Here is a 23,977-nt window from a genome sequence, read left to right as displayed (position 1 = left end):
AGCTTAAACAAAAGATTCTTATTTAAAGCGTTCACATATTGTAAAGGGTTTACACTTATGTTTGAACCTTTTACAATGTGTGAATTTTATTTTATATAAATAAAAGTTACATATTCATTTTATTTTGTTGGAGGTAACACCCATGCAAACAGGTACAGTTAAATGGTTCAACGCAGAAAAAGGTTATGGCTTCATCGCAGTTGAAGGCGGAAACGATGTATTCGTTCACTTCAGCGCAATCCAAGGCGACGGTTTCAAAACCCTCGAAGAAGGCCAACGCGTAGAATTCAACGTGGTTGAAGGCAACCGTGGTCCACAAGCTGAGAACGTAGTAAAACTGTAAATTACACATAAAGCTGCCCTTGCGAATAACAAGGGCGGCTTTTTTTTCCAGCACTTTTTCCTCACATAATTCGTTCTTTGTTCCTAAAGGGCAGTTGACATTAGCCATGCCTCCCCATATAATCTCTTTATAATGCAGAGTAAAGCAACGGCGCTTTCTAGCATAAGATATTCAGAATGTACACATATGGAATAAACGCGACATGTATTTTCCGTTTATTTTTAGCGAGCTATGAAAGCGGTTCCAGTTGGCTGTTATTACCATTACCTGTAAACAAGTTCATACAAGTAAGCAAAGGCGCTTAGGGTATATCTCATTTATTTAATGAGATCCTAAGTGCTTTTATTGTTTACATCCGCAAAAAGGTGGGATATCCATGGAGCACATTGGAAGCGTTATTATTTACATCATCATGTTATGTGCAGTAATTGGTGCCATTGCCGCGATCCGCAACAGCGATGAGGGTCTCGGTAAGGAGTTCATGGAAGGGATTCACTCAACAGGTTACATCTTCGTTCCTGCTGCCGGTATTATGGCATCCCTCCCGTACATCTCTTGGTTCGTTGAAAAAGCGGTATCACCCATCTTCAACAAAATTGGAGCAGATCCTGCGATTGCGGCAACTGCGATTCTCGCATCTGACATGGGTGGCTATCAGTTGGCAAACCTCCTGAAGACCTCCACGGAAGGTTGGATTATGGCGATGATCGTCGGTCTGATGGCCGGTGCTACGATCGTGTTCTCCATCCCAATGGGACTTGCTATGTTGGACAAGCGCGACCATAAATACATGGCGCTTGGCGTAATGTCCGGAATTTTGACAGTTCCGATCGGTGCTTTTATCTCCAGTGCCATTCTGGTTTTGACAAATGCAGAGGTTCGCAATGAAATCTCGACGAATGCTGAATCGACTTATGCTTTTGCCATTGGCTTCGGACAGGTACTTCTGAACCTTTCACCAATTTTGTTCTTCGTATTAGCAATTGCTGCTGGTCTGCGCTTCCTGCCAGACTTGATGATTAAAGGCTTCATGATTTTCGGAAAGACAATGGATGCAGCTATCAAGCTCGTACTCGTATTCTCGATCGTGCAACACTTTACTGGTATCTTTACAAAGATTTTCGGAGCATGGGGCTTCGATCCGATCATCGCCGATCCAACCGACCAATACCGTGCGTTGGAGACCGCTGGTTACATCGGTATCATGCTCGCAGGTGCGTTCCCAATGGTTTACATGCTGCGTAAATATGCAGCGAAGCCACTCGAAGTATTGGGTAATAAGCTAGGCATGAGCCCTTCTGGTAGTGCAGGCTTGCTCGCAACGAGCGCGAACATCCTGGCGATGTTCCGTCTCATTCGTTCCATGCCGCCAAAAGACAAGGTGATCAACATTTCCTTCGGGGTTTGTTCCGCTTTCTTGTTGGGTGATCACTTGTCCTTCTCGGCAAACTTCCAACCAAACATTATCTTGCCGGTCATGCTTGGTAAATTGGGTGCAGGTATTATCGGGATTGCTTTCGCTTACTGGCTCTCCGTACCGAAAGCCCTTGAACTGGAAAAACAAGATCGTGCTGCGGGAATTATCGGTCCAGATGAGTACTTGGATCATCACAGCGCTCAAGCTGAAGTTGCAGCAACCAAACAATAAAAGCAAAAGAGCGGTCCTTCGAGGGCCGCTCTTTCCTTTACTCAACTTTCTTGCTCATCTCCCAAATTTCCAATGCAGGTACCGGCTTTTTGGAGCACCCCTCCATTGTTAATTCACGAGCTTCCTTCGACCACAAAAAAGGATAGATTGCAAACATTTCATCGCCTTTTAGCTTGGAAACGTCCTTCTCCCAATCCTTCCAGAAAAATGTCTCATAAAACGTATGGATATCCCCGGTCATTGCCCATTGCAAAAAGTCGGTATAGCCAATTTCAAGATCCTCCCACGCAAGACTGTCCGGAGCGAAATACCATATACCGCCTATCGAATCCGGAAACATTCCACCATTGATCGCAAAGAACCCCCCTATGACATCGTCTGCTACCAGCAGCATCCCGTTCAAGGCACATTGCTGATTCCAAGAAGTGATGGAACGGGGTAAATAAGGATGGCCAGACCCTAGAATCCGTAGCCAGCCTTGGTGTATCAGAATCCCGCCTGTTTCAAAAGCAACAGCACCTAGAGTTGACCTCGTCGTCACTTGTAGATCAACAAGCTGTTTTTTCCCCTTCTCCTTTTCAGATGGAAGAAGGGTAATTTTCCGGTCTGATGCTGACTGCCATTTGTTTATTTCTTCCAACGCTGAATCCTTTTTGCAGTACAATTCCTCGAAGCTTTTCATTTCTGCCTCCACTCCCAAACTATTGGCGCGGCGCCCATAAGATGACGCTCACTCCGACCAAGCAGATGATAGCGCCCACCCAATCATACAAATCGGGTGTCTTTTTATCCACCAACCATCCCCAAAAAACCGCAAGAATGATAAAAACCCCTCCATAGGCGGCATATACCCGCCCGAAGGAAGGGAAGCTTTGAAGCGTAGGAATGATTCCGTACAAAACCAAGATCAGCGCACCAACGATACCGTACCAGTACGGCTTGGACTCCTTTAGCCACAGCCATACCAAATATCCCCCGCCGATTTCCGCCAATCCCGCCAAAATAAACAAGAGTATCGATGCTGTCATTCATGTCTCCTCTTTTCCTATCAAAACGAGTAAGCGCAAAGATCACGTCTATTGGCTCGCCATGACGGACAAATCCTCAAAATCTATCCTTGATGGGCAGCTTGTGGAAAGCAGCACAAATCTCCTTCGCCCGATTCAAGTGCAGATTTCAGGCTCCCCAGAACATGAGACCAAGCCATTTCGTGCCAACCCCGAGCCTTTTCCCACTCCTCTCCCTCTTTCCAACCGAAATGCTCGACCAATACTTGCGTTTTCCCCCCTGCTTCAGACAAAGTGACAAGCACATAAGTCAAAGCATCCTCGTGATTCATGGTATCTGCGAATTCATCCGGTCCCTTCCATGTAAAGCCGAGGCGCTCCTTCGGTTCAAAATGGGTAATGATGCAGCCTTTCGTCCCCATCTGGTCGCGATTGGCTGGATGGAAGTACAATTCATACGCTCCGCCCAGGTACGGCTCAATCGTTGCATCAGGCGCAAACCACTGCACAAGCCGTTCCTTTCGTGTCCATGCCCACCAAACCAGCTCTATAGATGATGATACTTCTATCTCCGCTTTCAAGAAACCCATTATGCTTCCCCCCAACTATTTTCCTAACAGTTTGAAAATAGCAATTTCTGTATAGCCAGTCAATACAGAACACTCGCTACTTCCAACCTCACGTCCGAGCGAGATTTCAAGTGTAAAAATGAGTCTGAATAAGTCTGAATGGAATATTTTTTACTAAAAAGTGTAATTGTGCAGTAATCGCATAAGAATGAATGCTATAATAGCTAAGTAAGTAAAAAATTTCACAATGGGGAGAGGAACGATGGAACAACCACTTGCTAAATCGGCTCATCAGAAATTACCCATTGGAAAATTGCTCAAGAGGATCTTCGGTATCCTGATTGGTGCTTCCCTGTTTTCGGTAGCGCTCGAGATTTTTCTCGTACCGAACAATATTATTGACGGTGGAATCGTAGGTATCTCGATTATTACCTCGCATCTGTCTGGGTTGCCTCTTGGCGTTTTCCTGTTCGTGCTTAACTTGCCCTTCTTAATTATAGGGTATAAGCAAATCGGAAAAACGTTTGCACTCTCAACCCTCTTTGGGGTTACGATCATGTCAATTGGAACGACACTCCTTCACCCTGTCAAAGGGCTAACGGATGATCCCCTGCTTGCAGCTGTTTTTGGCGGCATACTTCTAGGGATTGGCGTAGGACTCGTTCTCCGCTATGGAGGCTCTCTGGACGGTACAGAGATCGTCGCTGTACTGCTTAACAAGAAATCTCCGTTCTCCGTTGGTGAGATCGTAATGTTTATGAACTTATTCATTTTGAGCAGTGCCGGATTTGTATTCGGTTGGGATCGCGCGATGTACTCGCTGATCGCCTATTACATTGCATTCAAAATGATCGATCTGACCATCGAAGGCTTCCAGGAGTCGAAAGCGGTATGGATTATTAGCGACAATCACAAGGATTTGGGAGATGCGATTGTTGCTCGTCTGGGTCGTGGCGTTACCTATTTGAATGGGGAAGGCGGCTATACCGGAGACGACAAGAAAGTGATTTTCTGCATTATTACGCGTTTGGAAGAAGCCAAGCTGAAGCTGATCGTGGAAGAAGTGGACCCGAATGCCTTCCTGGCTGTGGGCAATATTCACGATGTGCGCGGTGGGCAGTTTAAGAAGAACGCGATTCATTAAAAGGAAAAAAGTGTACCCTATAGAGTGGGCGTTGGGGAACGTCTGTCTATAGGGTATTTTTTTGTAATTACGAGTACAAATTTTCTTTGTAAGAATGCTTTTTACATGAATAAACCCCAAAGGACTCTCCACTCCCGGTTCATTCTACCTATTGCCTCTTCTAACGTAATATGAAATAGCTCGACCATATCATTAGCAATCAACTCTAAAAATTCCTCAGAGCGCTCATCGGTTAGCATTTGAAATTTACTCATGGATTTTTCACCTCAACTTATACTACTGATACCCTGATCATTTGTTATTCTAAGTTAATTTCACCTGTCACTAAATTTAACGCATTGGGTATTTCCCTCTACTCATTAATCAGGCTCGTTGACATCATTTCTTTCTAAACAATTCTGTTCATATCTACTAGATATTTCGTTCCTGAAAAATACCATCTAGTACCTCAAAACATATAAAAAGGCTACCATTTACACTAATTCCATTACATAGATCTTTTAAAACGGATATTTCCTCTATATCATCATCAGAAAAAATTGACCAAGTACCTCCACTTTACATCATCATCCTATTCTGTGATGTTTTTGTGAGTGATTTGTCAGTTGTCTCCCGGTCTTACATGTTCAATAGACTGTTATTGAAATAAGAATAATAATTCAAGCAAAAAAAGAAACCTTCACTCCTTCGCTTAGCTCCGCATTTTTCACCTTGACCGGTTCGCATGAATCCGATTCTAATAAGAAAATCTCAAAAAGGGTGATGTTACCTATTAGGGATAAAACGGTTCATTTGGGTCGGAGCTATTTTTCTCTTCCTCAAGAGCAAAATATCACAAAGAACCCCAGACAAGCATATGCTCGTCTGGGGTTTATAACATTAGTCTTTCTCTAATACATAGGTTTTTACAAGATTATCTTCTTCGTCAAATACGTATATTCTTTCACAATTGTTGCATCGCCAGACATCATTTTTTGGTGGAAATATATCTCTGATTGATGATAACCCAAGAATTTCTTCGTACTCTAGATCAGAATACACCCTTAGTTGAACTTCATTAGGAGAACTGGTGTTCGAAAGTATCTTTCCACATTTACATTGCATTCCAGCCATTTATTTTTCATCTCCTATGTCATATTTTCAGGATAACCATAATTAAATTTGTAAATCCCGTCTTTAGTCCAAATATGGACTTCCTTTCCCCATACTTGATCTTTCATTTTTCTAGCTGTGTCATAAATAACCTCATAAATATTGAAGACTGATGGATCACTTTTCAACTTTCTCATATCATAAATTACAACATGTGCTTGTTGTTTCAGTAGACCTTCACGTATCTTGTCACTTGCTGAATTAATGTTCAGTAGACCATTTTGAGGGTTTGCTGTTTTTAACTCTGTAGGGACACCATCAACATCAAAATCGTAAGTTTTTTGACCTTTTATCCTTGGAATAGGCTTTACATCATGCCCCATTTCCAACAAGTTCTCCACTACATTTTTCTCATCATTATCAAAGTCATTCAGGCTTCCAATTATGTCCCCTCGACTTCTATCATCCCCGCTTCTCCAGCCATAATGTTTAATACCTACACCTTTCAGAAATTCTGAGTCTGTAATATCTCCGTCGAACCAAGCATCTACGTACGTGCCATCGTGAATCCCATATTGATACGTAAAAAATGACCACGAAAAATCTATACCTCTTTTTCTATGTCCACTTGGATCAGTGTATCTCAATGGATTATTCTCCACATACGTATACCTGTTAAGCGTCAGCGGATTATCCACCGCACCCTTATACGCATCCTCCGAAATAAACCGCCCAACACTCGGATCATAGTACCTAGCACGTAGATAATACAGCCCTGTTTCCGAGTCGTAAATCTCGCCCGTATACATAAACGGATTTTCCATAGACTCCGACTTCGCAACAACGTTACCCCAAATATCGTATTCGTAGGTGTTGAGTACTTGTCCGTTTCTGTCTACGATCTTTTTGACATTGCCCAGACTGTCTCCGAGGTAATAGCCACCTTGCTGCCCGCCACTTTGGAGCTTGCGGAATAAAATGCCGTTGCCCCAGATGTTTCGGGCTTTCACATTTCCGTTTTGATCTAATTCTTCTATCACATACCCATTTACGTAAACATATTTCGTAGCATCCCCATTGGATTCCTTCACAGCACGTAATCCATCCGGATTGTACGCGAAAGAACCGCTGTCCCCATTCTGTTTCGAATAGGTTTTCAAGCGGTTCAATCCATCATAGGTAAATGTATAGCTGTCTCTTGTATGTGGCTCGGTGCCTTCCACATGTTCCCGATTGCCTCTTGTGTCGTAACGATAGGTGCGCTCCCCCTGCGGATTCGACTCTGTAGCGATTCGATCAATCTGATCGTACTCGTAGCGATAGGTCTTTCCGTTTTGCTGAATCTCTGTTTTGTTGCCAAATGCATCATAGCGTAACTGTTCCGACCACACGGAAGCACCATTTTGCGTATGCCCTGTTGTGATGGCTTCCCCAAAGGAATTGTATTCTTTCCGAGCCTCTACGCCATTCGGATAGCGAACCGTCTCCGTGTCACCAGAGGAGCTGCGTGTGTAATGATAGGTGATCAACCCGGAAAGTGTACTATCGACGCTCTTGATTCTGCCTTCATAGTCGTAAGAATAGTTGACTCTCGTACCATCTGGATATGTCAGGTAATCCATGGCACTATCGTCGTTTTCGTAGCCAATCGTGTAGTTGCGGTTAAATGCTGTCTGGTTTTTCAAGCGGCCATATGCATCGTAGCTGTATGCGATTTCCTGCCCATCGCTGTTTGACTGTCTGATGATCTGGCGAGTAATGGCATCATACTCATTTGTACTCGTATAAACAGTGGTGCCATCCGTTTTGCTTACACGTAACTCGGCTATTTCATAAAACGGCGTGTAGCTGTATTGATGAACATTTCCTGCCTTATCGGTGACCGAATCAATTTCACCGTTCAACTGATAGCGTATGCTTTCACTTTGATTCCCCTGGATATCGGATTCTCCCAATTTCCAGGAGAGATTATTATAGGCATACTGTCTAGTCTCTGTGCCATTTTCCGTTACCTTGACGAGGTTACCTTGAAGATCATAATCATAACGATACTCTTGATTTAGTGGATCAATTAAATATACAAGGTTTCCTGAAACATCGTACAAATAGTTCCAATGACGGACTTCTCCATCGTAGCCATAGACTTCTTTCGCCGAGAGCCTGCCCCATCCGTCATAGTCATATTCGATCCGTCGCGTTTGACTGAGGTCCTTTGCCTGCTCCACTTGTACATAACCGAATTGGTCAAACAACTGAACAGTTTGCAAGCCATTCGGGTGCTGGGCAACAGTGGCTCCTTGTGGCAAATAGCTGTCCTCAGTTACTGCTGTGTTCGCATAGGAATGAGACGTTGTTTCTCCCTTTGAATTCGTAACAGACTTCAGGCTGCCATCCGTATAGTAGTCATATTCCAGCTTACGTTCTTCCATTCCATTCGGGGTAGTGGAACGAACATGTCTGCCGTCAAACAAGCTTCTGCTATACTCGTTGGCAACCAGCGATCTTGCACCGCTGTCACTCACTTCTTCCTGTAATTCCACATCACCATGAACGGTATAGTACGTAACCTGTTTCAATGCATAAGGGTCTGCTTCTCCATTCGTAAATACTTCTTTGGTCACTTTACGCGAAGCATCGTCGAAGGTATACGCAACTGTCTTTTTCTGTCCGTCGTGATCAAAAACTTCTTCGTTAAGACGATCCAGATTGTCATAGAAGTAGTGAACTGTACTGCCATCACTGAAAGTTTGTGTCTCTAACAAATCCAGACCATTCACATATTCATAGTGAAAAACAAGATCGGTAGTCTGATTGCCCAAATCAACTTCCTTGATAGCCTTTTCGATCACGTGTCCATAATTGTCGTACTGATCAAATGTTGTCACCAAATAGCTATCAGAAATCGCAGGATCAGTCGTAGAAGTGATCTCTTCTATTTTCGAAACCTGTTCGTCAGTGTTGTACTCCAGATTACGGATAACCGTATCTGTTCTTTCACCTGTACTGGTTGGGTAGGTTCGTTCTTCTGTTTCCTGATCAATCAGCCTATCGGCATTAAAGGTGAACGAATTAGTCTGTACCAACGTGTTGTCACTTGATTTTTTGGTAATCTTTTCAACAGGGCGATATGCTCGATCTTCTCCCCATACGGTAAAAAACTCATAGTTCCATTTCGTCACAATGCCACTGGCGTCAACATGCTCAGTGATATCTCCGAAGTCGTTATAGCGGAACTTTGAGATCTTTGCATAATTGGGTAAAATCTCTTCGGTCGCAGAATCAATTTGCAAAGAACCATCGGCATCTACTTGCGGGTCCATCAAGAACTCACGAACCGTTTCGTTGGGGACACCGTCCATAAAACTGAATTGATAGATTGGCTTTTTATTCTGATAGGCATAGGTTGTATATTGGATGGGGTTGTATTTGTAGGTTGTATTACCGTCGCTGATTTGCAAATCTGGATTGTTCCGCAGCGTTTTGGTTCGAATCCGCTTTACTAGATGGTTCCCGCTTTCATCAGTCTCAAAGGTCTTCTCAACTCCATGTAAAAAGGAATCATATTCAATCGTAGAAACAATATCGCCGAAACGCTCATCTGCGTCGATCAATCGATGGAACGACCAGCTTCTTGGCTTCTTCCAGATTTCCCACATTTTCCCTATGCTGTATTCCAAGCTGTACATGACTTCTTCTTCTGTCTTTCCGTACGGAATGTAACTGAAATCAACCATACTTACTGGATGATAGCTGACATAGGACAGAATATTGTCATCCTGGTAAAGTCGAACAACTCCACGGCTTTGTGCCACTTTATTTTCCTGATAGATGGAATAGTAATAGGTCATCGTTAACCCATTGATCGGATAATGAACCGATCGCAACAGCATGTAATCCAAATTTTTGTTGCGATTTTCGTTATCCTGATCCAAGTAATCGTACGACTCAAAAGCAAAGGAATCATCACGACTGAAGGTATAATCGCTAATAAGGTTAAATTCTGCCTCCCTCATTTCATACTCATAGGTAGCAACGACTTCATTGTTTTGTTCAACGGAAACCAACTCAGCAGATGTGCTGCGTTCAGGATTCGTATTGTTGCTGTACACGACATCATAGTCAACCGTTTTGATTGGCTCATCCTGATCTTTATCTGTTTCATCTCTGTACAGCTTCAGGTTTTTAATTCCGCCTGCCGTATCACGCTCCATCACTACAAAGCGTCCATAGGTATCCTCGATTTCGACGACAGAGTCATTTTGTTCATCCATTCGATATCGGATCGTATCGCCAAATGGGTTGCGTTTTGTGACCAACAGCTCACTGCCAGATCGCTCAAACGTATAACGAAATCCATTGACAATTAATTCAACATCTCGTCCCTCTGCTTGTTCGGTAAAGGAGATTCCTTCATAGGGATAATTCACCCACTTATTCCCTTCCCGGATGAGAGTCGTACCGTCTTCCAGATGAAAAACATAGCGCGATACGCTTCTGCCCGCTTCGTCCTCCCGAACAGCTAAACGATATTGCGTTTTCTCCTCCCCATTTTCCGTAAAGAGACTGACTTCTTCTGTTGTAATCTCGTCATAATATTCAAACATCGGAATATTGAAGGTCCACCCTGTTGCAAAGGGAATGAACTCGTTTTTAAACAACTTAGTTTCCCTGCGATTTTCCCACGTTTCATTTCTACTATCGTATTTCAATACAGGTTCTCTCGTTTTGCTATCCAACTGGTTGTACATCCGTTGAATGACCAGATCCATTCCGTTCTTCCCTGACAAAGCCAAGTCTGTCTCAACCAGATTCGCAGCACGATAAAACTCGTCTACGGGTTTGCCCGAGTACGTTTTCGTGTAATACTGCGCCATTTGTCCTACTGAGTATTGGACGTCTTCAGCTGCAAGTGCGAGCCCCATTGTCTGCTTGCTCCATTCAGCTACTTCCTGTTTTTTCTCAAACGTAAAAATGTCAGGAACGTGGGTCATTAATTGTTCCCGTTGACTAGTCGTTACACTTTTCAGCAAATCTTGGACCACTTTATCGTTCCATGTATTTTGCTCTACCTTTTCCTTGCTGCTCAACAGCTTTCGCAGCTTCGGATAGAAGTAAGAGGCGATCTGCATCGATTTGCGATCAAATGTTTTCGTCATTTCGGTCACTGTCTCAACTGAGAGCGGGTCCCATGACAGTTCCTTCAGCTCCGCTTGTGTCAACACTGGCACTTGAGCAGCGTCTGTTTCCTGAGGGCTTTTAGATGGGACGTTATTGATTTTCTCAATGACCCATTCTTTCGTATCCTTCTTTACAGACTTATTGGTTGGTGTCGCATAGGCCATACTTGGAAAAATCGCGGTCGTGACCAAAGCGGCTGTTACAAATGACGTTAGCCATTTTTGTAAGTTCATGATGGTTATCCCTCCTTTAATTCACTCTTGTTTTTGTTAACACGTTCCCGTTTTCATCGTAGGTGATCTCGATAATTAGAGTCCCGTTCTCATAAATTTGAGTCAATTGATTCCGGTTATTGTAAACATATTGGAATGAACCTCCGCTGACAGTGTCGATGAAATCAAAACGAAACGGATTACTCGTAAGATTGGTAGAGGCACCGACTACTTTTGCGGGATCAATAGATACAGTTGCGTTCGATACGTCATTTACGTTCGCATGATTCATTGCCTTGCCCGTAAATGCAATAAATATTTGTGTGTCACTTACCCTTGTAACCTGAAGACCTAAGCCTGCGGGTAAGTTATTCACAGTGACTCCGGAAGACATGTCATGAACAAATGTTCCATTGGCAAGTGTAACAACCTGTGTAGCCGTAATGGTTCCGTCATTGAGCAAGTTTTCCTGGATAACCGCAGATCCTACTGAAATCGTAGGGCTCGCTGAAGGATCAGCACTCGTATTCAGCCTCACAAAAGAGAAATCATCACTATATGCCCAAAGCACAACATAGATAGTCTCACCGGATGTTACATACATCTGAATCTCTGAAAACAGCGATTCTCCATTGTCATCGTTCGTGGCAATTTGATTCGTCAGATTTTCGTCAGAATAGAGTTCGAGTACAGTATCCACAACCATATCCCCTTCGCCAAAAGGACTTGTGGAAAATTTTACATATCCCGAAGCATCAGGCGTAAATTTGTATACATTTCTTGATACGCCTTCCAGCGTGACGTCCAGAGGATTGTTCGTCTTCAGTTCTGGATACGATTGCGGGTCGAGCTCTGCCCGAATTCGCGTGTGAAGATTTCCGCTGAGAGCACTTAGTTTGACAAAATACGGTTGACCTCCAACCAAATGTGACGTTACCTCTGAGAAGCGTGTTAGGTCGGAAACATCATCGTTGTCTGCGAGCAAATCTGTCAGACTCGAATTGGAATACAACTCAATCATCGTGTCATTTTCCGGGCCAACGTCACCATATGGTCCTGTATAAATCCGAAAGACTCCATCGGTTGTCGGTGTTAATTGAAAAACCTGATCGACTCCTTCAGGGAGACTGACATCGTATGGCTGAAAGACATATAACTGATCTTCTGCCAGCCGTAGTTGATACGGTTCGTCGGTAGAAAAATCAAACCCATACACAACTGGATAATACTTGCTTCCGGCCGTTGCCTGGAACGAAGCCATTTCTTCTTCACCTGTACCATTGGCACTGCTTGCTACTACCTCCCCAAGCTCATCAAGGACATAGACGTCATAATCCATGGCAGAAGGAACTTGCAGGCTGACTGTTATCGGAGCATTTTTCTTGGCCTCGAACCAATAAAAGTCCTGATCGCCTGAGTACGACAGGTAACTTTCGATTGAATTCCCAATGCTGACCGGAGAAGCCTGTGAAACCTCATCATTCGGCTCGTATAGATCGACAGAAGCTACAGAAATTGCTTTTGCAGCAGCAAAAGACCTCACAGGCGGACTCGTTAATTGCATCCGTGCCGTTTTCAATTCAGCTTGGTATTTCTCAAGTGAACCTCCTGTTCTCTTGTCTTTCCATTTTGCGAGAAGTTCGTTTCTTTCCCGATTCAATTTTTTTGCCAGTTCGAGATCCTTGTTTTTGACGGAAAGCTTCATGAGCAGCTCCCATTCATTTTGATAATGGACCCACTCACGATCTATTTGCTGGATAGACCGATCTGTCGCCTCCATTGGCAAAGCCTTTTTGGAAGGATTGTCTCTTTCTTTTGCAATAATCGATGCGGGTTGCAACATGAGACAACAAACCAAGAAAAAAATAAGATGCTTCCTTTTCATGTGATTCCTGTACCCCTTTCTTTTGGTTTTGTTAAACGATGAAACCAACCACCAAACGCAAACAGCCACCCGGCTGATCACCGGATGGCTGCTATCTTGCTTCGTATTGATTTCTTTCGTTTGACTCTAGTATAGCCTGACTGGAACTATCTCGGGCAAAATGAACGCTTGTGTGAGCTTCTGTAAAGAAGTGTCTACCATATGTTTCCACAACGTAAAAAATAGAGTACGATACTCCTATATCTCATGGAAAAAGGAGGTTTTCTCAGTGAATCAAGCATTCTCGATAGAGCGCGTCCCTTTTGAACAGAAGCACGCTCTCAAGCAACTGTTGGAGCTGTATACGTACGACTTCACTGAGTTTGAGCCTTTCGAAGTAGATGACGACGGCTTGTTTGGCTATGACTACTTTGAGAAGTATTGGGTCGAACCAGAACGCCATCCCTTTTTTATCAAGGTTAATGGAAAGCTGGCCGGGTTTGTCCTCGTCCGCATGCTCACAAGCTCTGATCCGGATTTGCCATCCATCCACTCCATTGCCGAATTTTTCATCATGAAACGCTACCGTCGGCAAGGGATCGGAAAAGCGGCCTCTCATCAAATCTTCAAATTGTTCCCGGGTGCCTGGGAAGTCTTTCAATTGGAAAACAACGTGCCTGCCATCGGCTTTTGGCGTGCCAGCATCCGCGATTACACAGCCAATCACTATCAAGAGCGTCAAGTGGATGGCAAAGTCATACAAACGTTCCTTTCGAAACCATAGCAGAAAAAAGCCAAGGGACAGCGCAAATCCCTTGGCTTTTATTTAAAAAACAACTAGCTGATAACCGCAGGAAAGGTCATCACGACAACCGTTCCGCCACCTAGCTTGCTGTCCACGGTAATCTCTCCCCCGTGAGCCAAAATGAGCTGCTTGGCTATCGCCATACCCAGCCCCGTTCCACTGGTATCCTCCCCTGTATGCCCGCCTCGGTAGTATCTTTCGAACAGATTGGCCAGTGTAGTCTCATCCATGCCTGGACCATTGTCCGCAATTTTGACCACAAACTGATCGGCTGCAATCGACTGGACCTCTACGAGCACGTGTGTACCTGCTGGCGTATACTTGATCGCGTTTGTCAAAATGTTGACGATGATGCGGCGAAACCAGATTGGATCGACCTCGGCCGTTATCGATTGGACATTCGTCGAAAATTCGATGTCATGCAAAGACGAGCTCGGATCGTTCACCATATCCACCACAATTCTGCGAATGGTTTCCACGATCGGGACAGGTTGTTTGACCATCGGCAAAGCTTGGTTCTTGAGTCGATAGGTCAAATTCAAATCCTCAATCAGCCCGTTCATGTAGTCAGACTTTTCCCGAATCGTTTTCCCAAATTCACTGACTTCCTTTCTATCCCACTCATATTGTTCCGACTCCAAAAAGGTAGCATAACCGTAAATCGAGCTCAGCGGTGTCTTGAGATCATGGGAGAGCCCGGTAATCCATTCCTCTCGCGTCTGCTCGATCTCTCGCTGAAGCTTTTCGTTGGAGCGCAAGGTTTCACTCAGATGCCGGAGAGCGTCAAACACATCCTTGAAAACACGAAATGACTTCTTTTCCTTCCCTCGCCAATTCCTTCCGATTGGTTTCCCCTTTTTTCCGATGGGCTCCTCATAGCGGCCCTGTGCCAGTCTTTCCAGCCAATTCACCATGTGCAAGAGCGGCTTGCCTACCCGCCACGCATACCAGCTGCCTGCGAATAGAACGACCAGGATCAAAAGAATACCGATCTGAAGGAACGTTTCCTTGACCATGGCATCCTCAGATGTTTCTTGGACACCAGACTGATAGGTTGGATTCGGAGTGCCCACTATGTACGTCAATTCGCTCTTTGTGTCATATCGACTCGTGATACGGACAGGAACATTATTTGCTGTCTCGCCGTTCTGAAGAGCTTCCGTCATGTCTAACTGGGCAGAAGCGTTCGGATGATTCCATTGATGGATGAGTTTCCCCTTACGATCGTACACCAAGTACCATGCCTTTTCTTGGGAAAAGCTTTTGTTCAACTCGTCCCATGTCTCCTTGCTTGTTCCTGTTTTTGCTGCGATCAGGCGCTGCATCATTTCTTTTTCTGGAGCGGGTGTTCCATAGAGGATGATTATATTTTCGTCAGCTTGGTTTATAACCCAGTGCGTTACGTGATAGCGTGAAGCATCACGGTCTTCAACATAACTAATCCACTCTCCTGGCCCAAATTGACTGGGAACGTCAGCAGGTGTCCGATAGTTGTACAGAATTTTGCCGTGCTTGTCGATGATCTGCAACCAGCCTTGATGTCTCGCCACACTTTTCTCGATTTCCGGATTGACGTGAACACGCTCCGCCTCATAATCAATCTTCAACGTCAAATCAGATGCATTCAGTCTGGACAAATCGGTGGACAACTGCTCGTTCATAATGCGCCAGCCTAACCCCAGCATCGCGATAATCAGAAATAGCAGCAAGACGAGGAGAAACCCAAACAGTTGTCGGACATATTGAAAAATCAGCTTGTTCCGCAAATTCATGACTGTCTTGCCGGACTAACCAGCTTGTAACCCAGCCCTCTTACTGTGAGCAGAAGCGTTGGCTGTCCCGGATTTTCTTCTATGCGCTGACGCAGCTTGTGAATGTGCACCATGACCGTATTTTCATCAAACATCCCGTACTCGTCTTTCCATACATGATCGTAAATTTGTTCTTTCGTAAATACCCGGTTCGGATTCTGGCAGAAAAAGACGAGCAATGAAAATACTTGCGCCGGGCAGTCCACTCGCTCTCCGTTCACGAACAACTCGGCTGCCTCCACATTTACTTGAAAACGTCCAAAATCAAAGCGCTTTTCTTCCTGCGATGGAGCAGATCCCCCCAAGGTTCTGCGCAGATGAGCCTTCATCCGGGCAACGACCTCTAGTGGATGAAATGGCTTCGTTATGTAATCATCCGCTCCATAAGCAAATCCGCTTAATTTATCAAAATCTGTGCCCTTTGCTGTAAGAAAAAAGATCGGTGCCTTCGTTCGCTGGCGCACTGCTCCGCACAGCTCAAATCCATTTTTATCAGGCAGCATGACATCCAGTATCAACAAGTCGTATGTCTTCTCCTCCACGAGACGAATCGCCTCTCTTGCTGTCGTACATGTATCGATCTGGACAAAGCCTTCCTTTTTCAGCACTGTTTGGAGCATCTGCAAAATTGCTTCTTCATCATCTACCAGCAAGATTCTTGCTTCTTTCTCCATGGCCGTTCCCTCCCTTGCTGTCATTCATTCTACCATGAGAAATGACGCCAACAAAAAAAGATAAGGAAATGGTAAGGTAGCGTTTTAGTAGGGGAAAGGTCTGGCTATTATGATGAAGGAGAAAGGAGCGGATTCACCTATGTGGGCTATTTGCCAGCACGAATTTTTTCGGTTGTTTAAAAGCATTAAATCGTTAATTACCGTTGCCTTTATCGTAGGCATCTCGTACTTGGTTTCTGACCTCGTCAATCAGGCAGCAAGCTTTTTCCCACAAAATGAGCTGGCGCAGGGACATGCGCTTGGTATCTTTGTACTCATCATGCTGTTCGGGCCCTTATTTGTATTCAGCCTGTCTCATGATGTCATAAATCGTGAGCTAGCGGGCAGGACGATTCGCTTTCTCGTCACCCGGACTTCACGCAATCAGATTATTTTGGGGAAATTTCTCGGAGTCGCGTTCTTCTGGCTAACCTGCATGATTATTACGTTTGGTGTAGTTTTCGCCACTGTGCAAACGTTTGACGCGAAGACCTTTTACCTCTGCATATCCCTGCTTATCTATTGCATCTCGCTGGCACTGCTGCTCTCGCTCGTGATACCTCGCCCCAGCTACTCGATGTTTTTGGGAATTGTGATCGCACTGATCTTGCCAGGTCTCGGGCTGTGGAGCACCTTCTCCAGTCACTCGGCAGCACCATGGATTAAATATTTGACACCCTTTTCATTTATGGAAAAAGGCGGCGCTTGGACCGGCTTCATTTGGCTCTATGCGGCAGCATTCCTGATCGCTTCTATGTACTTATTCCGACGGAGGGATTGTTAATGGCAATGATCGAGACCATACAGTTGAACAAGCGCTTTGGCAATCGCACGGTCGTGAATGACGTCAGTCTTACTGTGCACAGCGGGGAGATTTTCGGATTCCTCGGTCGAAATGGCGCTGGAAAATCGACCTTTATCAATATGCTGACAGGCATTCTGATTCCGACAGCGGGCACCATTCGCATGTTTGGAGAGGATGCCCATACAGAAGGGTGGAAAAAACGAATTGGTGTACTGCCAGATTACTCCACCTTCTACGACCATTTATCTCCTGCGGAGCACCTGCATTATTTCGCTCGGGTAAAAGGCGTCACACTCACAAAGGAAGACTGTAGGCGCATCCTGACAGCCGTTGAGCTTGAGGAGCATGCATCCCGCAAAGCCAAAACGTTTTCCTTCGGGATGAAAAAGAAGCTGGGCATTGCCCAAGCCTTAGTCGGAGATCCGGAGCTCATCTTCCTTGATGAACCTACTTCTGGCGTAGACGTCGAATCAGCCCTGCATATTCAAAGTTTGCTGCGCAAGCTCCATCAACAAGGAAAAACGATCTTCATGACCTCGCACAATTTGAATGAAGTCGAGAAAATCTGTACCCGGATCGCCATCATGAAAAGCGGAAAAATCAGTTCACTCGGTACTCTCGATGAGTTGCAAGCTGCCCATCAGGCATGGCGATCTGTGAACGTACGTCACTCGGCTTTTGCTACGGACGATTCTGGAAACCTGCGCAACTTTATCGAGTCCCTCGGGCGCAATACGATTTGGGAAGACGGTCGTCTCTTGATCCAGGTCGATGACGATCAAAAAGTGGCAACCCTCGTTCGTGCTCTTGTTCAGGCACGCGTAGATATTTATGGCGTGAACGTTGAAGTCCCTTCGCTCGAACGAATTTTTATGGGGGAAGAGTCTCATGATGCTTAATCTCGTTTTTGTCCTGCTCCTATCCGGGATGCTGCTTTTTAACATCTCGATAGGAAAAAGCATGACCATCGGAAGTATGTCAATCACAATTGGCCTGATCGTCCTCAATCTCATCTTTTTCATCACAAAGTACAGGAAGAGTCAGCATGAAAAAATGAAAGATCAGGTTAGTAGATACGAGCGATAATCAGGCTCATATAAATGGGGGAAGATTCGCATGGCCAGTAGGTATCTGGAGTTTGCCATTATCCTGACAGGGGTTTTGCTGTATAGAATCTTTTGGGGAGATAGTCTTACACCAGGAGTTATCGGGATTTTAATTGGGATGATTTTCGTTTCTCTCATCCTCTTTATGAGAAAGCAGTACGCAAAACGCTAGGAACAAAAGAAGCAGCTTGATTGCCACCGAAAACAGCCTGCAAATATGCGGCTATGGGGCAATTGGCTGCTTTTTTCTACAAGATTTCGAGAAGCTGATCGAGTCGTTCAATGACAGCGAGTGGCTGATGCTCGGAAGTAGGCTTTTTCCCTCGTGGATTGATCCAGACAGCTGAGAAGCCTGCGTCCATCGCGCCTGCTACATCTGCCTCCCACGTATCTCCGACAAATAACACCTGCTTGCTCTCGACTCCGAGCTTTTCGCGAACATGTTCATATATTCGTGGATCAGGCTTATGATGTCCGATAATTTCGGAGAGAAACACACGCTCCCGCGGAAAATACGCAGACAATTCCAGCCGCTCCAGCTTGGTAAATGCCATATCGACAGGACCATTGGTGACAATCCCCAGTGTATGCTCTTCTGCCAACCTCGCGATCGTAGACTGAACAGTGCCATCTGGCTGGATTGCATCCAAACATGCCGCTTGATAGGAGCGTTGAAAATCGTCGACTTGCTCCACTTCAATCTGTCGGTCACAATCAGCCATGGCTCGCTGAAAACGCAACCTTCTGTATTGTGTAAAATCGTAGCGCTTGGCAATAACATCGACCCACAAATCATCTCCGTGGCGCCGCAGAGCCTCAAGGAATTTCGCTTGGTCCAGTTCTGCTGTAAGTGCATGGGTCGCAATCGTCTGCTGCATCCCTTTCTCCCAGCAAGCTGAAAAATCGAAGAGAGTGTCGTCGAGATCAAATAGGATTGTTGTAAATTTGGACATGGCTGAGTTGCCTCCCCTTCCTTTTTTCTTGCTGTTTTCATTGTGCATATGACTCTGTCTTTTGTTATGATCATTGTAACGGAAAAAGGAGGTGGAAACATGTCTAACGAAAGACTCGATATTTTGATAGAGGGTATGAATGAGTTGCGTTTGGTTGCTCATGCTCTAATGGATCGGCAAGACGAATTCGATGCCAAGATGGAAGCTTTGACTATGCACGTTCACCAGTTAAAAGCAGATGTTGCCGAACTGAAGCAGGATGTTGCTGAGTTAAAGGAAGGTCAAGATCGCCATGAGCGTATCTTGGAGACATTGGCGCTGCGTGCTCTCGAATGGAATAATTTCCGCCTCGACTTCATTCGCAAATCATCCTAATGCCTTTAGCTTTTAGGCAATTCCACAAGTAGTGCCTCTTTCAACTCAACTGGCAAAGAAATAGATTGGCGTGTGTTCGCATCGATCATGACCATTGTCACATCGGCGTCCGCCACTAATACATCTGCAGCATTGTACAGCTCCTGGCGGATGACGAAGCTTTTTTCACCCACCTTGACCACTGTAGTAATCGCCGTTACCTCTTCACGCATCTTCAACTCTTTGCGGTAGTTAATGTTGATATTGACCACTACCGGCATGATGGCCCGTCGCCTCAATTCATCCAGCGTAAATCCTTGTTCCCATATCCACTCAAAACGCGCCCACTCCATGTACTCTAAATACTTGGCATTGTTCACATGTCCGATTACATCAATGTCAGTAGAACGAACCGTTAGATGATAGCGATGAGCCATCGTTCTCACTCCTTGTTTTTCTTCAGTATAACGAATTCAAGTCGCTGAGTGAACACTCATTCAAAATATTCCGAATGATCATGCTGTTCTTTCCTGATCTTTTTCCTATAATAAAAATAAACACCAGAAAGGAAGATTGGATGTTCGAACAAGAACTATTGCCGACCTTACAAACAGCTCGATCCCGGTATCAGGATGCACTCGTCCATTTGGATGAAGCCGAGCTAGGCTGGAAGCTGGCTCCGGGCTCCAATTCCATCGGATTTTTGATTCATCATATCGCGGAAGTCGAATATCGATTCTGTATGATGTTTTTCGGAAAAACAATCCCGCCCGAAATCACCCTCACTACAATTGGACCTGTAAAGGATGAAGGAAACTTTACCGACTTGTCTGCCTTGCTTGCTTTCAAAGATGCTGCCTATCACCACTTGGTGGATTCTCTCGCTGCTCTGCCAAAAGACGCGTGGGACATCCCCTGTAAAGCACCAATCGCCACACTGACTCCCCGTCAGGCACTTGGTCGACTGATCTATCATATGGGCTACCACGGCGGGCAGATTGGACTTATCCGAAAGTACGGAGGACCTCAATGAGTCTCATTCTGACAGGTGAGCGACTCATCATTCGCGAATTGCTGCGCGAGGACTTGACCGACTTACTCGCCGCCTACAACAGTAATCCAAAGTACAATCAGCTTCGAAACGGCACCAGCACAGTAAGTCTTGCCGAACTGGAAGCCGAATATGACGCCACCATAAGCATACCTTCCGGGCATTGGCTCGCCATTACTCGTGAAGGTACGATCATTGGAGTCATTCATATCGTCCTCTCCAGTGAAACCGATCCAAAAAGCTGGATTAGTCTCTTGCTTCTGCATGCCAATTATCAGCAGCAGGGCTTCGGAAAGGAAGCAGTGACGCTCATAGAAGCTTTCTGTATCCAACATGGCAGTCAGCATGTTCATCACGGTGTCATCGCGTATAATGAACCCGCCCTTCTTTTCTGGGGGCGGCTTGGCTATGAGCAGTATCGTCAGGTGGAGGCACCAGTCGGTCGTCTGACACAACCGGTGCTCCTGGTAGCCAAGTGGCTAACCCCTACAAAGTAAAGGAGGTGAAATACATGAACCGTCGCCTTTTTGAAAATGATGTGCCCGCTCTCCTCTCCTAGTCGGTGAGGATGCGGTTCTCTTACTGCCTCCCGGCTACGGAATAACGCTCAAATGATTCATTCATTATTCCGGGAGGGACTTGTTATGTCACAATCACAATGGAAGCAAATGTTTTTAGGGGCTGTTTGCCTATCTCTTGCCGCAGCGATCTGGGGCGGTGTTTATGTCGTCAGCAAGGTCGTGTTGGAAGTGATTCCACCGTTCACGTTATTGATTTTGCGTTTTTGCATTGCTTTCGTCGTACTGGGGGCATTTACCATTGCCCGCAAGAAGAGTGTCACAAAAAAAGATTACCCTCTGCTGATGGCCATCGCCTTCATCGGGGTCACGATCTCAATCGCCGCGCAATTTCTCGGTACCAAGCTGTCTACTGCCCACATGGGTGCATTGATAACCTCTGCATCGCCTGCCTTTATTGCCATTTTTGCGGTTTGGCTATTAAAGGAGCGCATCCATCTGAAGCAGGCAATAGGTATATTGTTAGCGACGATTGGTGTCATCATCGTCATCGGTGTTCCAGATCAAGCTGACGCCCAGTCTTCCCTGGCAGGCAACCTGATTTTGCTCATAGCAGCAATTAGCTGGGGATTGTATACCGTTCTCAGCAAAAAGGCAACGCAGCGCTATTCTTCCCTGCTCGTCACTACCTACGTTGCATTGTTTGGCATCATCTTTACGAGTCCGCTCATGCTTTGGGAGCTGTCTGTCACGCCTGTCTCCTGGCAATTTGGCTGGGACATCTGGGCAGGCGTCCTCTATATCGGGATGATTTCTACCGCAGGTGCTTTTTATTTGTGGAACAAAGGCTTTGAGCTGATGCCCGCAGGAAGTGGGGCCGGGTTCTTTTTTGTTCAGCCCATTGTCGGTGCATTTTTAGGCTGGCTGTTGCTACATGAACATTTGGGTGTCGGCTTTTTCGCCGGTGGCGCATTTATTTTCCTCGGTGTCGCCTTGTCCACTCTGCGTACACGTGAATCGGCCAAAAACAAACGTGAATCGATGGAGGCGTATCCTCTCTCCCATCACAACGAGAAGCAAGGCTAAATGCTTATATGCTACGAGGACTTCCCATTCGTTGGGAAGCCCTCGTTTTTTTTGCTTATGGACGAAAATATTGCCGGACGCTTCCTTTCTCGAAAGACAGCTCCACTTCAGCAAATGCGCCATTAATAAACGTGATTTGCGGCGGCATATGTCCACAATCCACATCGTAGAGGACAGGAACTTGGAGCTCAGCAGCCAGATCCTGATAGACATCTTCCACGGTATAGCCGTCGACCGCCTGATTCGCTGGACTGCGCCCAAACAAGATCCCCGCACAATGATCGAACCATCCAGCCAGCTTCATTTGTACCAATGATCTGCGCAGATCAGTTGTAGAAAGCTCACAGTTTTCCAAATACCAGATGATTGCTTCGTTCCCGATCAGTTCTTTTTGAAACCTTTGCACGTCCCCATATGGTGTTCCGATCACATGACGAATGATATCGATACAGCCGCCAAGTAACCGTCCCTGCATATTTACGTGGGGAGTAGTCTTTGTAGTTTTCCATACAGTCGGTTCCGTCAGGTGAAAGATATGCGGCGAAGGATTCGTATGCTGCCATTCCTTTTGATACCTCGGAGAAGAATACTGCAAGACCGACTCGCCCTTTTGCGTTGACAGAACTGTTTCCCACATAGCCGTCGTCTCATCCATAGCTGCTCCGCGCAAATCTACCAGATTCGTCCCATGGGCCGTAGCCATCCCCGTTTTTAATGTAATCGCAAGCAACAGCACACTCACATCCGAATAGCCTAACACCCATTTGGGTTGCATGGCATCAAAATCAAGCTTGTCTAAAATCTCAATCAGCAACTCGCCACCCCAGGGAGGGATGATGATATCGACGTCTTCATCTTTCATCAGGGAATTGAATTCGGCTGCGCGGTTTATGGCAGGTGCTGACTTGGCTTTTTCCTGTGTCCAGACTGTATCTTTGCAAACGATGGAATACCCCCTGCTCTCCATACGACTGCATGCCAGCCTGATTAATTCATGCAAATACTCTGGTACACCTGATGATGGTGCAGTTACCCCTATCGTAGCGCCCTTTTTCAACGATGGATACGTGATCATGCTTCTCCCTCCCGCTCGCTATGTATGATTTTGGATAATCATACCACATACCCTGGTTTTTAAAAGCTGCGAAGGGAGAAGTGCATTTCCAGTCTAGCGCCTCTGGTTTTTTGGACAAAAAAAAGACGGCCTATAGCCGTCATCAAGGTATATAAAACGGGAGGGAAGTAGAGGAGTTCAAACGAACGTGTTTCCTGTTCGTGAATGATTACTTCTTGCTGGCGTCAGTCGTTGTAGACTGACCAGTGGAACCGCTGCTTTCGGTTCCCGCAGCACTAGGCGATCCAGTGCTGGTACTTGCATCAGATTTGGCATCTGTCGCAGGCGCTTCCGTAGACGAACCTGTGTCCGTCGATGCATCAGAGCTGTTCGCTGAAGCATCCGGAGTGGACTGATCTTGCGAAACCGAGCTATCGGTCGATTGTCCGCTATCAGAAGTGGAGGAGCCCGGAGCGGTTTCGCTTGTCGTGCCCTCTGGTTGTGTCGCAGGTTCAGGTGTTCCTGTTGTGTTAGAGCAGGCAACCAAGCTGCCAGACAGGAGTAATGCGACAGTGGCAATGGAGAACCACTTTTTGTTCATGTTCATTCCCCTTTCATTCCTTGGCTTCGTGACCTTCTCGCTGTCACACCTATATCGTAACGG

24 protein-coding genes are annotated in these 23,977 nt (G+C 45.6%); 12 read left to right on the top strand and 12 right to left on the bottom strand.

Going from position 1 to position 23,977, the window contains the following annotated elements; genetic code table 11:
- Window positions 1-142: 142 nt before the first annotated feature.
- Window positions 143-343: a cold-shock protein gene (locus tag FO446_RS05135; RefSeq protein ID WP_048031362.1), complete on the top strand. Its 201-nt coding sequence runs from the start codon at window positions 143-145 to the stop codon at window positions 341-343.
- A gap of 376 nt (window positions 344-719) precedes the next feature.
- Window positions 720-1,991 carry an ethanolamine utilization protein EutH gene (gene eutH, locus FO446_RS05130; RefSeq protein WP_173611328.1) on the top strand — a complete coding sequence of 424 codons (1,272 nt, stop codon included), beginning with the start codon at window positions 720-722 and terminating at the stop codon, window positions 1,989-1,991.
- Between the two features lie 37 nt (window positions 1,992-2,028).
- Here eutH and FO446_RS05125 read toward each other — a convergent pair whose 3' ends face one another.
- The 3 genes from FO446_RS05125 to FO446_RS05115 all read right to left on the bottom strand — a co-directional run bounded on the left by FO446_RS05125 (window position 2,029) and on the right by FO446_RS05115 (window position 3,588).
- A complete protein-coding gene (locus tag FO446_RS05125; protein ID WP_221868778.1) occupies window positions 2,029-2,673 on the bottom strand; it encodes a DUF2625 domain-containing protein in 645 nt (214 codons plus the stop codon).
- Between the two features lie 19 nt (window positions 2,674-2,692).
- A complete protein-coding gene (locus FO446_RS05120) occupies window positions 2,693-3,019 on the bottom strand; it encodes a YnfA family protein (protein WP_047073594.1) in 327 nt (108 codons plus the stop codon).
- 83 nt (window positions 3,020-3,102) lie between these two features.
- On the bottom strand, window positions 3,103-3,588 hold the full coding sequence (locus FO446_RS05115; RefSeq protein ID WP_221868779.1) for an SRPBCC family protein: 486 nt from the start codon (window positions 3,586-3,588) through the stop codon (window positions 3,103-3,105).
- Window positions 3,589-3,829: 241 nt separating this feature from the next.
- Between FO446_RS05115 and FO446_RS05110 the strand changes: the two genes are divergently transcribed.
- Entirely contained in the window at window positions 3,830-4,711 is an 882-nt protein-coding gene (locus FO446_RS05110; protein ID WP_173611324.1) for a YitT family protein, read from the top strand.
- 101 nt (window positions 4,712-4,812) lie between these two features.
- On the opposite strand, the gene FO446_RS05105 is transcribed toward FO446_RS05110, so the two are convergent.
- The 3 genes from FO446_RS05105 to FO446_RS05095 all read right to left on the bottom strand — a co-directional run bounded on the left by FO446_RS05105 (window position 4,813) and on the right by FO446_RS05095 (window position 13,036).
- Window positions 4,813-4,965: a hypothetical protein gene (locus FO446_RS05105; RefSeq protein ID WP_221868780.1), complete on the bottom strand. Its 153-nt coding sequence runs from the start codon at window positions 4,963-4,965 to the stop codon at window positions 4,813-4,815.
- Between the two features lie 873 nt (window positions 4,966-5,838).
- Window positions 5,839-11,214, bottom strand: a complete 5,376-nt coding sequence (locus FO446_RS05100; protein ID WP_237900042.1) for an RHS repeat domain-containing protein — start codon at window positions 11,212-11,214, stop codon at window positions 5,839-5,841.
- A 16-nt stretch (window positions 11,215-11,230) separates the two neighbouring features.
- Window positions 11,231-13,036 carry a hypothetical protein gene (locus FO446_RS05095; protein WP_232774399.1) on the bottom strand — a complete coding sequence of 602 codons (1,806 nt, stop codon included), beginning with the start codon at window positions 13,034-13,036 and terminating at the stop codon, window positions 11,231-11,233.
- A gap of 310 nt (window positions 13,037-13,346) precedes the next feature.
- Between FO446_RS05095 and FO446_RS05090 the strand changes: the two genes are divergently transcribed.
- Window positions 13,347-13,841: a GNAT family N-acetyltransferase gene (locus FO446_RS05090; protein WP_173611320.1), complete on the top strand. Its 495-nt coding sequence runs from the start codon at window positions 13,347-13,349 to the stop codon at window positions 13,839-13,841.
- 53 nt (window positions 13,842-13,894) lie between these two features.
- Here the strand turns inward: FO446_RS05090 and FO446_RS05085 are convergent, their stop codons facing one another.
- Together FO446_RS05085 and FO446_RS05080 are read right to left on the bottom strand one after the other, a co-directional pair.
- The gene (locus tag FO446_RS05085) at window positions 13,895-15,634 is read right to left on the bottom strand and encodes a sensor histidine kinase (RefSeq protein ID WP_237900041.1); all 1,740 of its coding nucleotides are present in this window, start codon (window positions 15,632-15,634) and stop codon (window positions 13,895-13,897) included.
- Window positions 15,631-16,347 carry a response regulator transcription factor gene (locus FO446_RS05080; RefSeq protein ID WP_173611318.1) on the bottom strand — a complete coding sequence of 239 codons (717 nt, stop codon included), beginning with the start codon at window positions 16,345-16,347 and terminating at the stop codon, window positions 15,631-15,633. Before FO446_RS05080 ends, FO446_RS05085 begins: the two co-directional genes overlap by 4 nt.
- Window positions 16,348-16,456: 109 nt before the next feature.
- Here FO446_RS05080 and FO446_RS05075 point away from each other — a divergent pair, with 109 nt between their 5' ends.
- Genes FO446_RS05075 through FO446_RS05060 form a run of 4 tightly spaced genes read left to right on the top strand, consistent with a single transcriptional unit; the run spans window position 16,457 to window position 18,469 of the window.
- Entirely contained in the window at window positions 16,457-17,170 is a 714-nt protein-coding gene (locus tag FO446_RS05075; RefSeq protein ID WP_173611317.1) for an ABC transporter permease, read from the top strand.
- On the top strand, window positions 17,170-18,090 hold the full coding sequence (locus FO446_RS05070; RefSeq protein ID WP_232774400.1) for an ABC transporter ATP-binding protein: 921 nt from the start codon (window positions 17,170-17,172) through the stop codon (window positions 18,088-18,090). Before FO446_RS05075 ends, FO446_RS05070 begins: the two co-directional genes overlap by 1 nt.
- A complete protein-coding gene (locus FO446_RS05065; protein WP_232774401.1) occupies window positions 18,080-18,277 on the top strand; it encodes a hypothetical protein in 198 nt (65 codons plus the stop codon). The genes FO446_RS05070 and FO446_RS05065 overlap by 11 nt, the downstream gene beginning before the upstream one ends.
- A gap of 30 nt (window positions 18,278-18,307) precedes the next feature.
- On the top strand, window positions 18,308-18,469 hold the full coding sequence (locus tag FO446_RS05060; RefSeq protein ID WP_173611315.1) for a hypothetical protein: 162 nt from the start codon (window positions 18,308-18,310) through the stop codon (window positions 18,467-18,469).
- A 76-nt stretch (window positions 18,470-18,545) separates the two neighbouring features.
- Here the strand turns inward: FO446_RS05060 and FO446_RS05055 are convergent, their stop codons facing one another.
- Window positions 18,546-19,250: an HAD family hydrolase gene (locus FO446_RS05055; protein ID WP_173611314.1), complete on the bottom strand. Its 705-nt coding sequence runs from the start codon at window positions 19,248-19,250 to the stop codon at window positions 18,546-18,548.
- Between the two features lie 99 nt (window positions 19,251-19,349).
- On the opposite strand from FO446_RS05055, the gene FO446_RS05050 reads away from it, so the two are divergent.
- The gene (locus FO446_RS05050; protein ID WP_237900040.1) at window positions 19,350-19,625 is read left to right on the top strand and encodes a hypothetical protein; all 276 of its coding nucleotides are present in this window, start codon (window positions 19,350-19,352) and stop codon (window positions 19,623-19,625) included.
- A 5-nt stretch (window positions 19,626-19,630) separates the two neighbouring features.
- On the opposite strand, the gene FO446_RS05045 is transcribed toward FO446_RS05050, so the two are convergent.
- Complete coding sequence (locus tag FO446_RS05045) at window positions 19,631-20,041, bottom strand: acyl-CoA thioesterase (protein WP_173611312.1); 411 nt, start codon at window positions 20,039-20,041, stop codon at window positions 19,631-19,633.
- Between the two features lie 140 nt (window positions 20,042-20,181).
- Here FO446_RS05045 and FO446_RS05040 point away from each other — a divergent pair, with 140 nt between their 5' ends.
- The 3 genes from FO446_RS05040 to FO446_RS05030 all read left to right on the top strand — a co-directional run bounded on the left by FO446_RS05040 (window position 20,182) and on the right by FO446_RS05030 (window position 22,259).
- On the top strand, window positions 20,182-20,637 hold the full coding sequence (locus FO446_RS05040) for a DinB family protein (protein ID WP_237900039.1): 456 nt from the start codon (window positions 20,182-20,184) through the stop codon (window positions 20,635-20,637).
- On the top strand, window positions 20,634-21,152 hold the full coding sequence (locus FO446_RS05035; RefSeq protein WP_237900038.1) for a GNAT family N-acetyltransferase: 519 nt from the start codon (window positions 20,634-20,636) through the stop codon (window positions 21,150-21,152). The genes FO446_RS05040 and FO446_RS05035 overlap by 4 nt, the downstream gene beginning before the upstream one ends.
- 147 nt (window positions 21,153-21,299) lie before the next feature.
- On the top strand, window positions 21,300-22,259 hold the full coding sequence (locus FO446_RS05030; protein WP_237900037.1) for a DMT family transporter: 960 nt from the start codon (window positions 21,300-21,302) through the stop codon (window positions 22,257-22,259).
- Between the two features lie 55 nt (window positions 22,260-22,314).
- Here FO446_RS05030 and FO446_RS05025 read toward each other — a convergent pair whose 3' ends face one another.
- On the bottom strand, window positions 22,315-23,334 hold the full coding sequence (locus FO446_RS05025; RefSeq protein WP_237900036.1) for a S66 family peptidase: 1,020 nt from the start codon (window positions 23,332-23,334) through the stop codon (window positions 22,315-22,317).
- A gap of 208 nt (window positions 23,335-23,542) precedes the next feature.
- A complete protein-coding gene (locus tag FO446_RS05020; RefSeq protein ID WP_173611307.1) occupies window positions 23,543-23,914 on the bottom strand; it encodes a hypothetical protein in 372 nt (123 codons plus the stop codon).
- Between the last annotated feature and the right edge of the window lie 63 nt (window positions 23,915-23,977).

Origin of the sequence: Brevibacillus brevis, assembly GCF_022026395.1 — a bacterium.
Lineage (GTDB): Bacteria > Bacillota > Bacilli > Brevibacillales > Brevibacillaceae > Brevibacillus.
The sequence above is the reverse complement of the archived record's forward strand: the minus strand, read 5'-3'. Positions and strand labels throughout refer to the sequence as shown.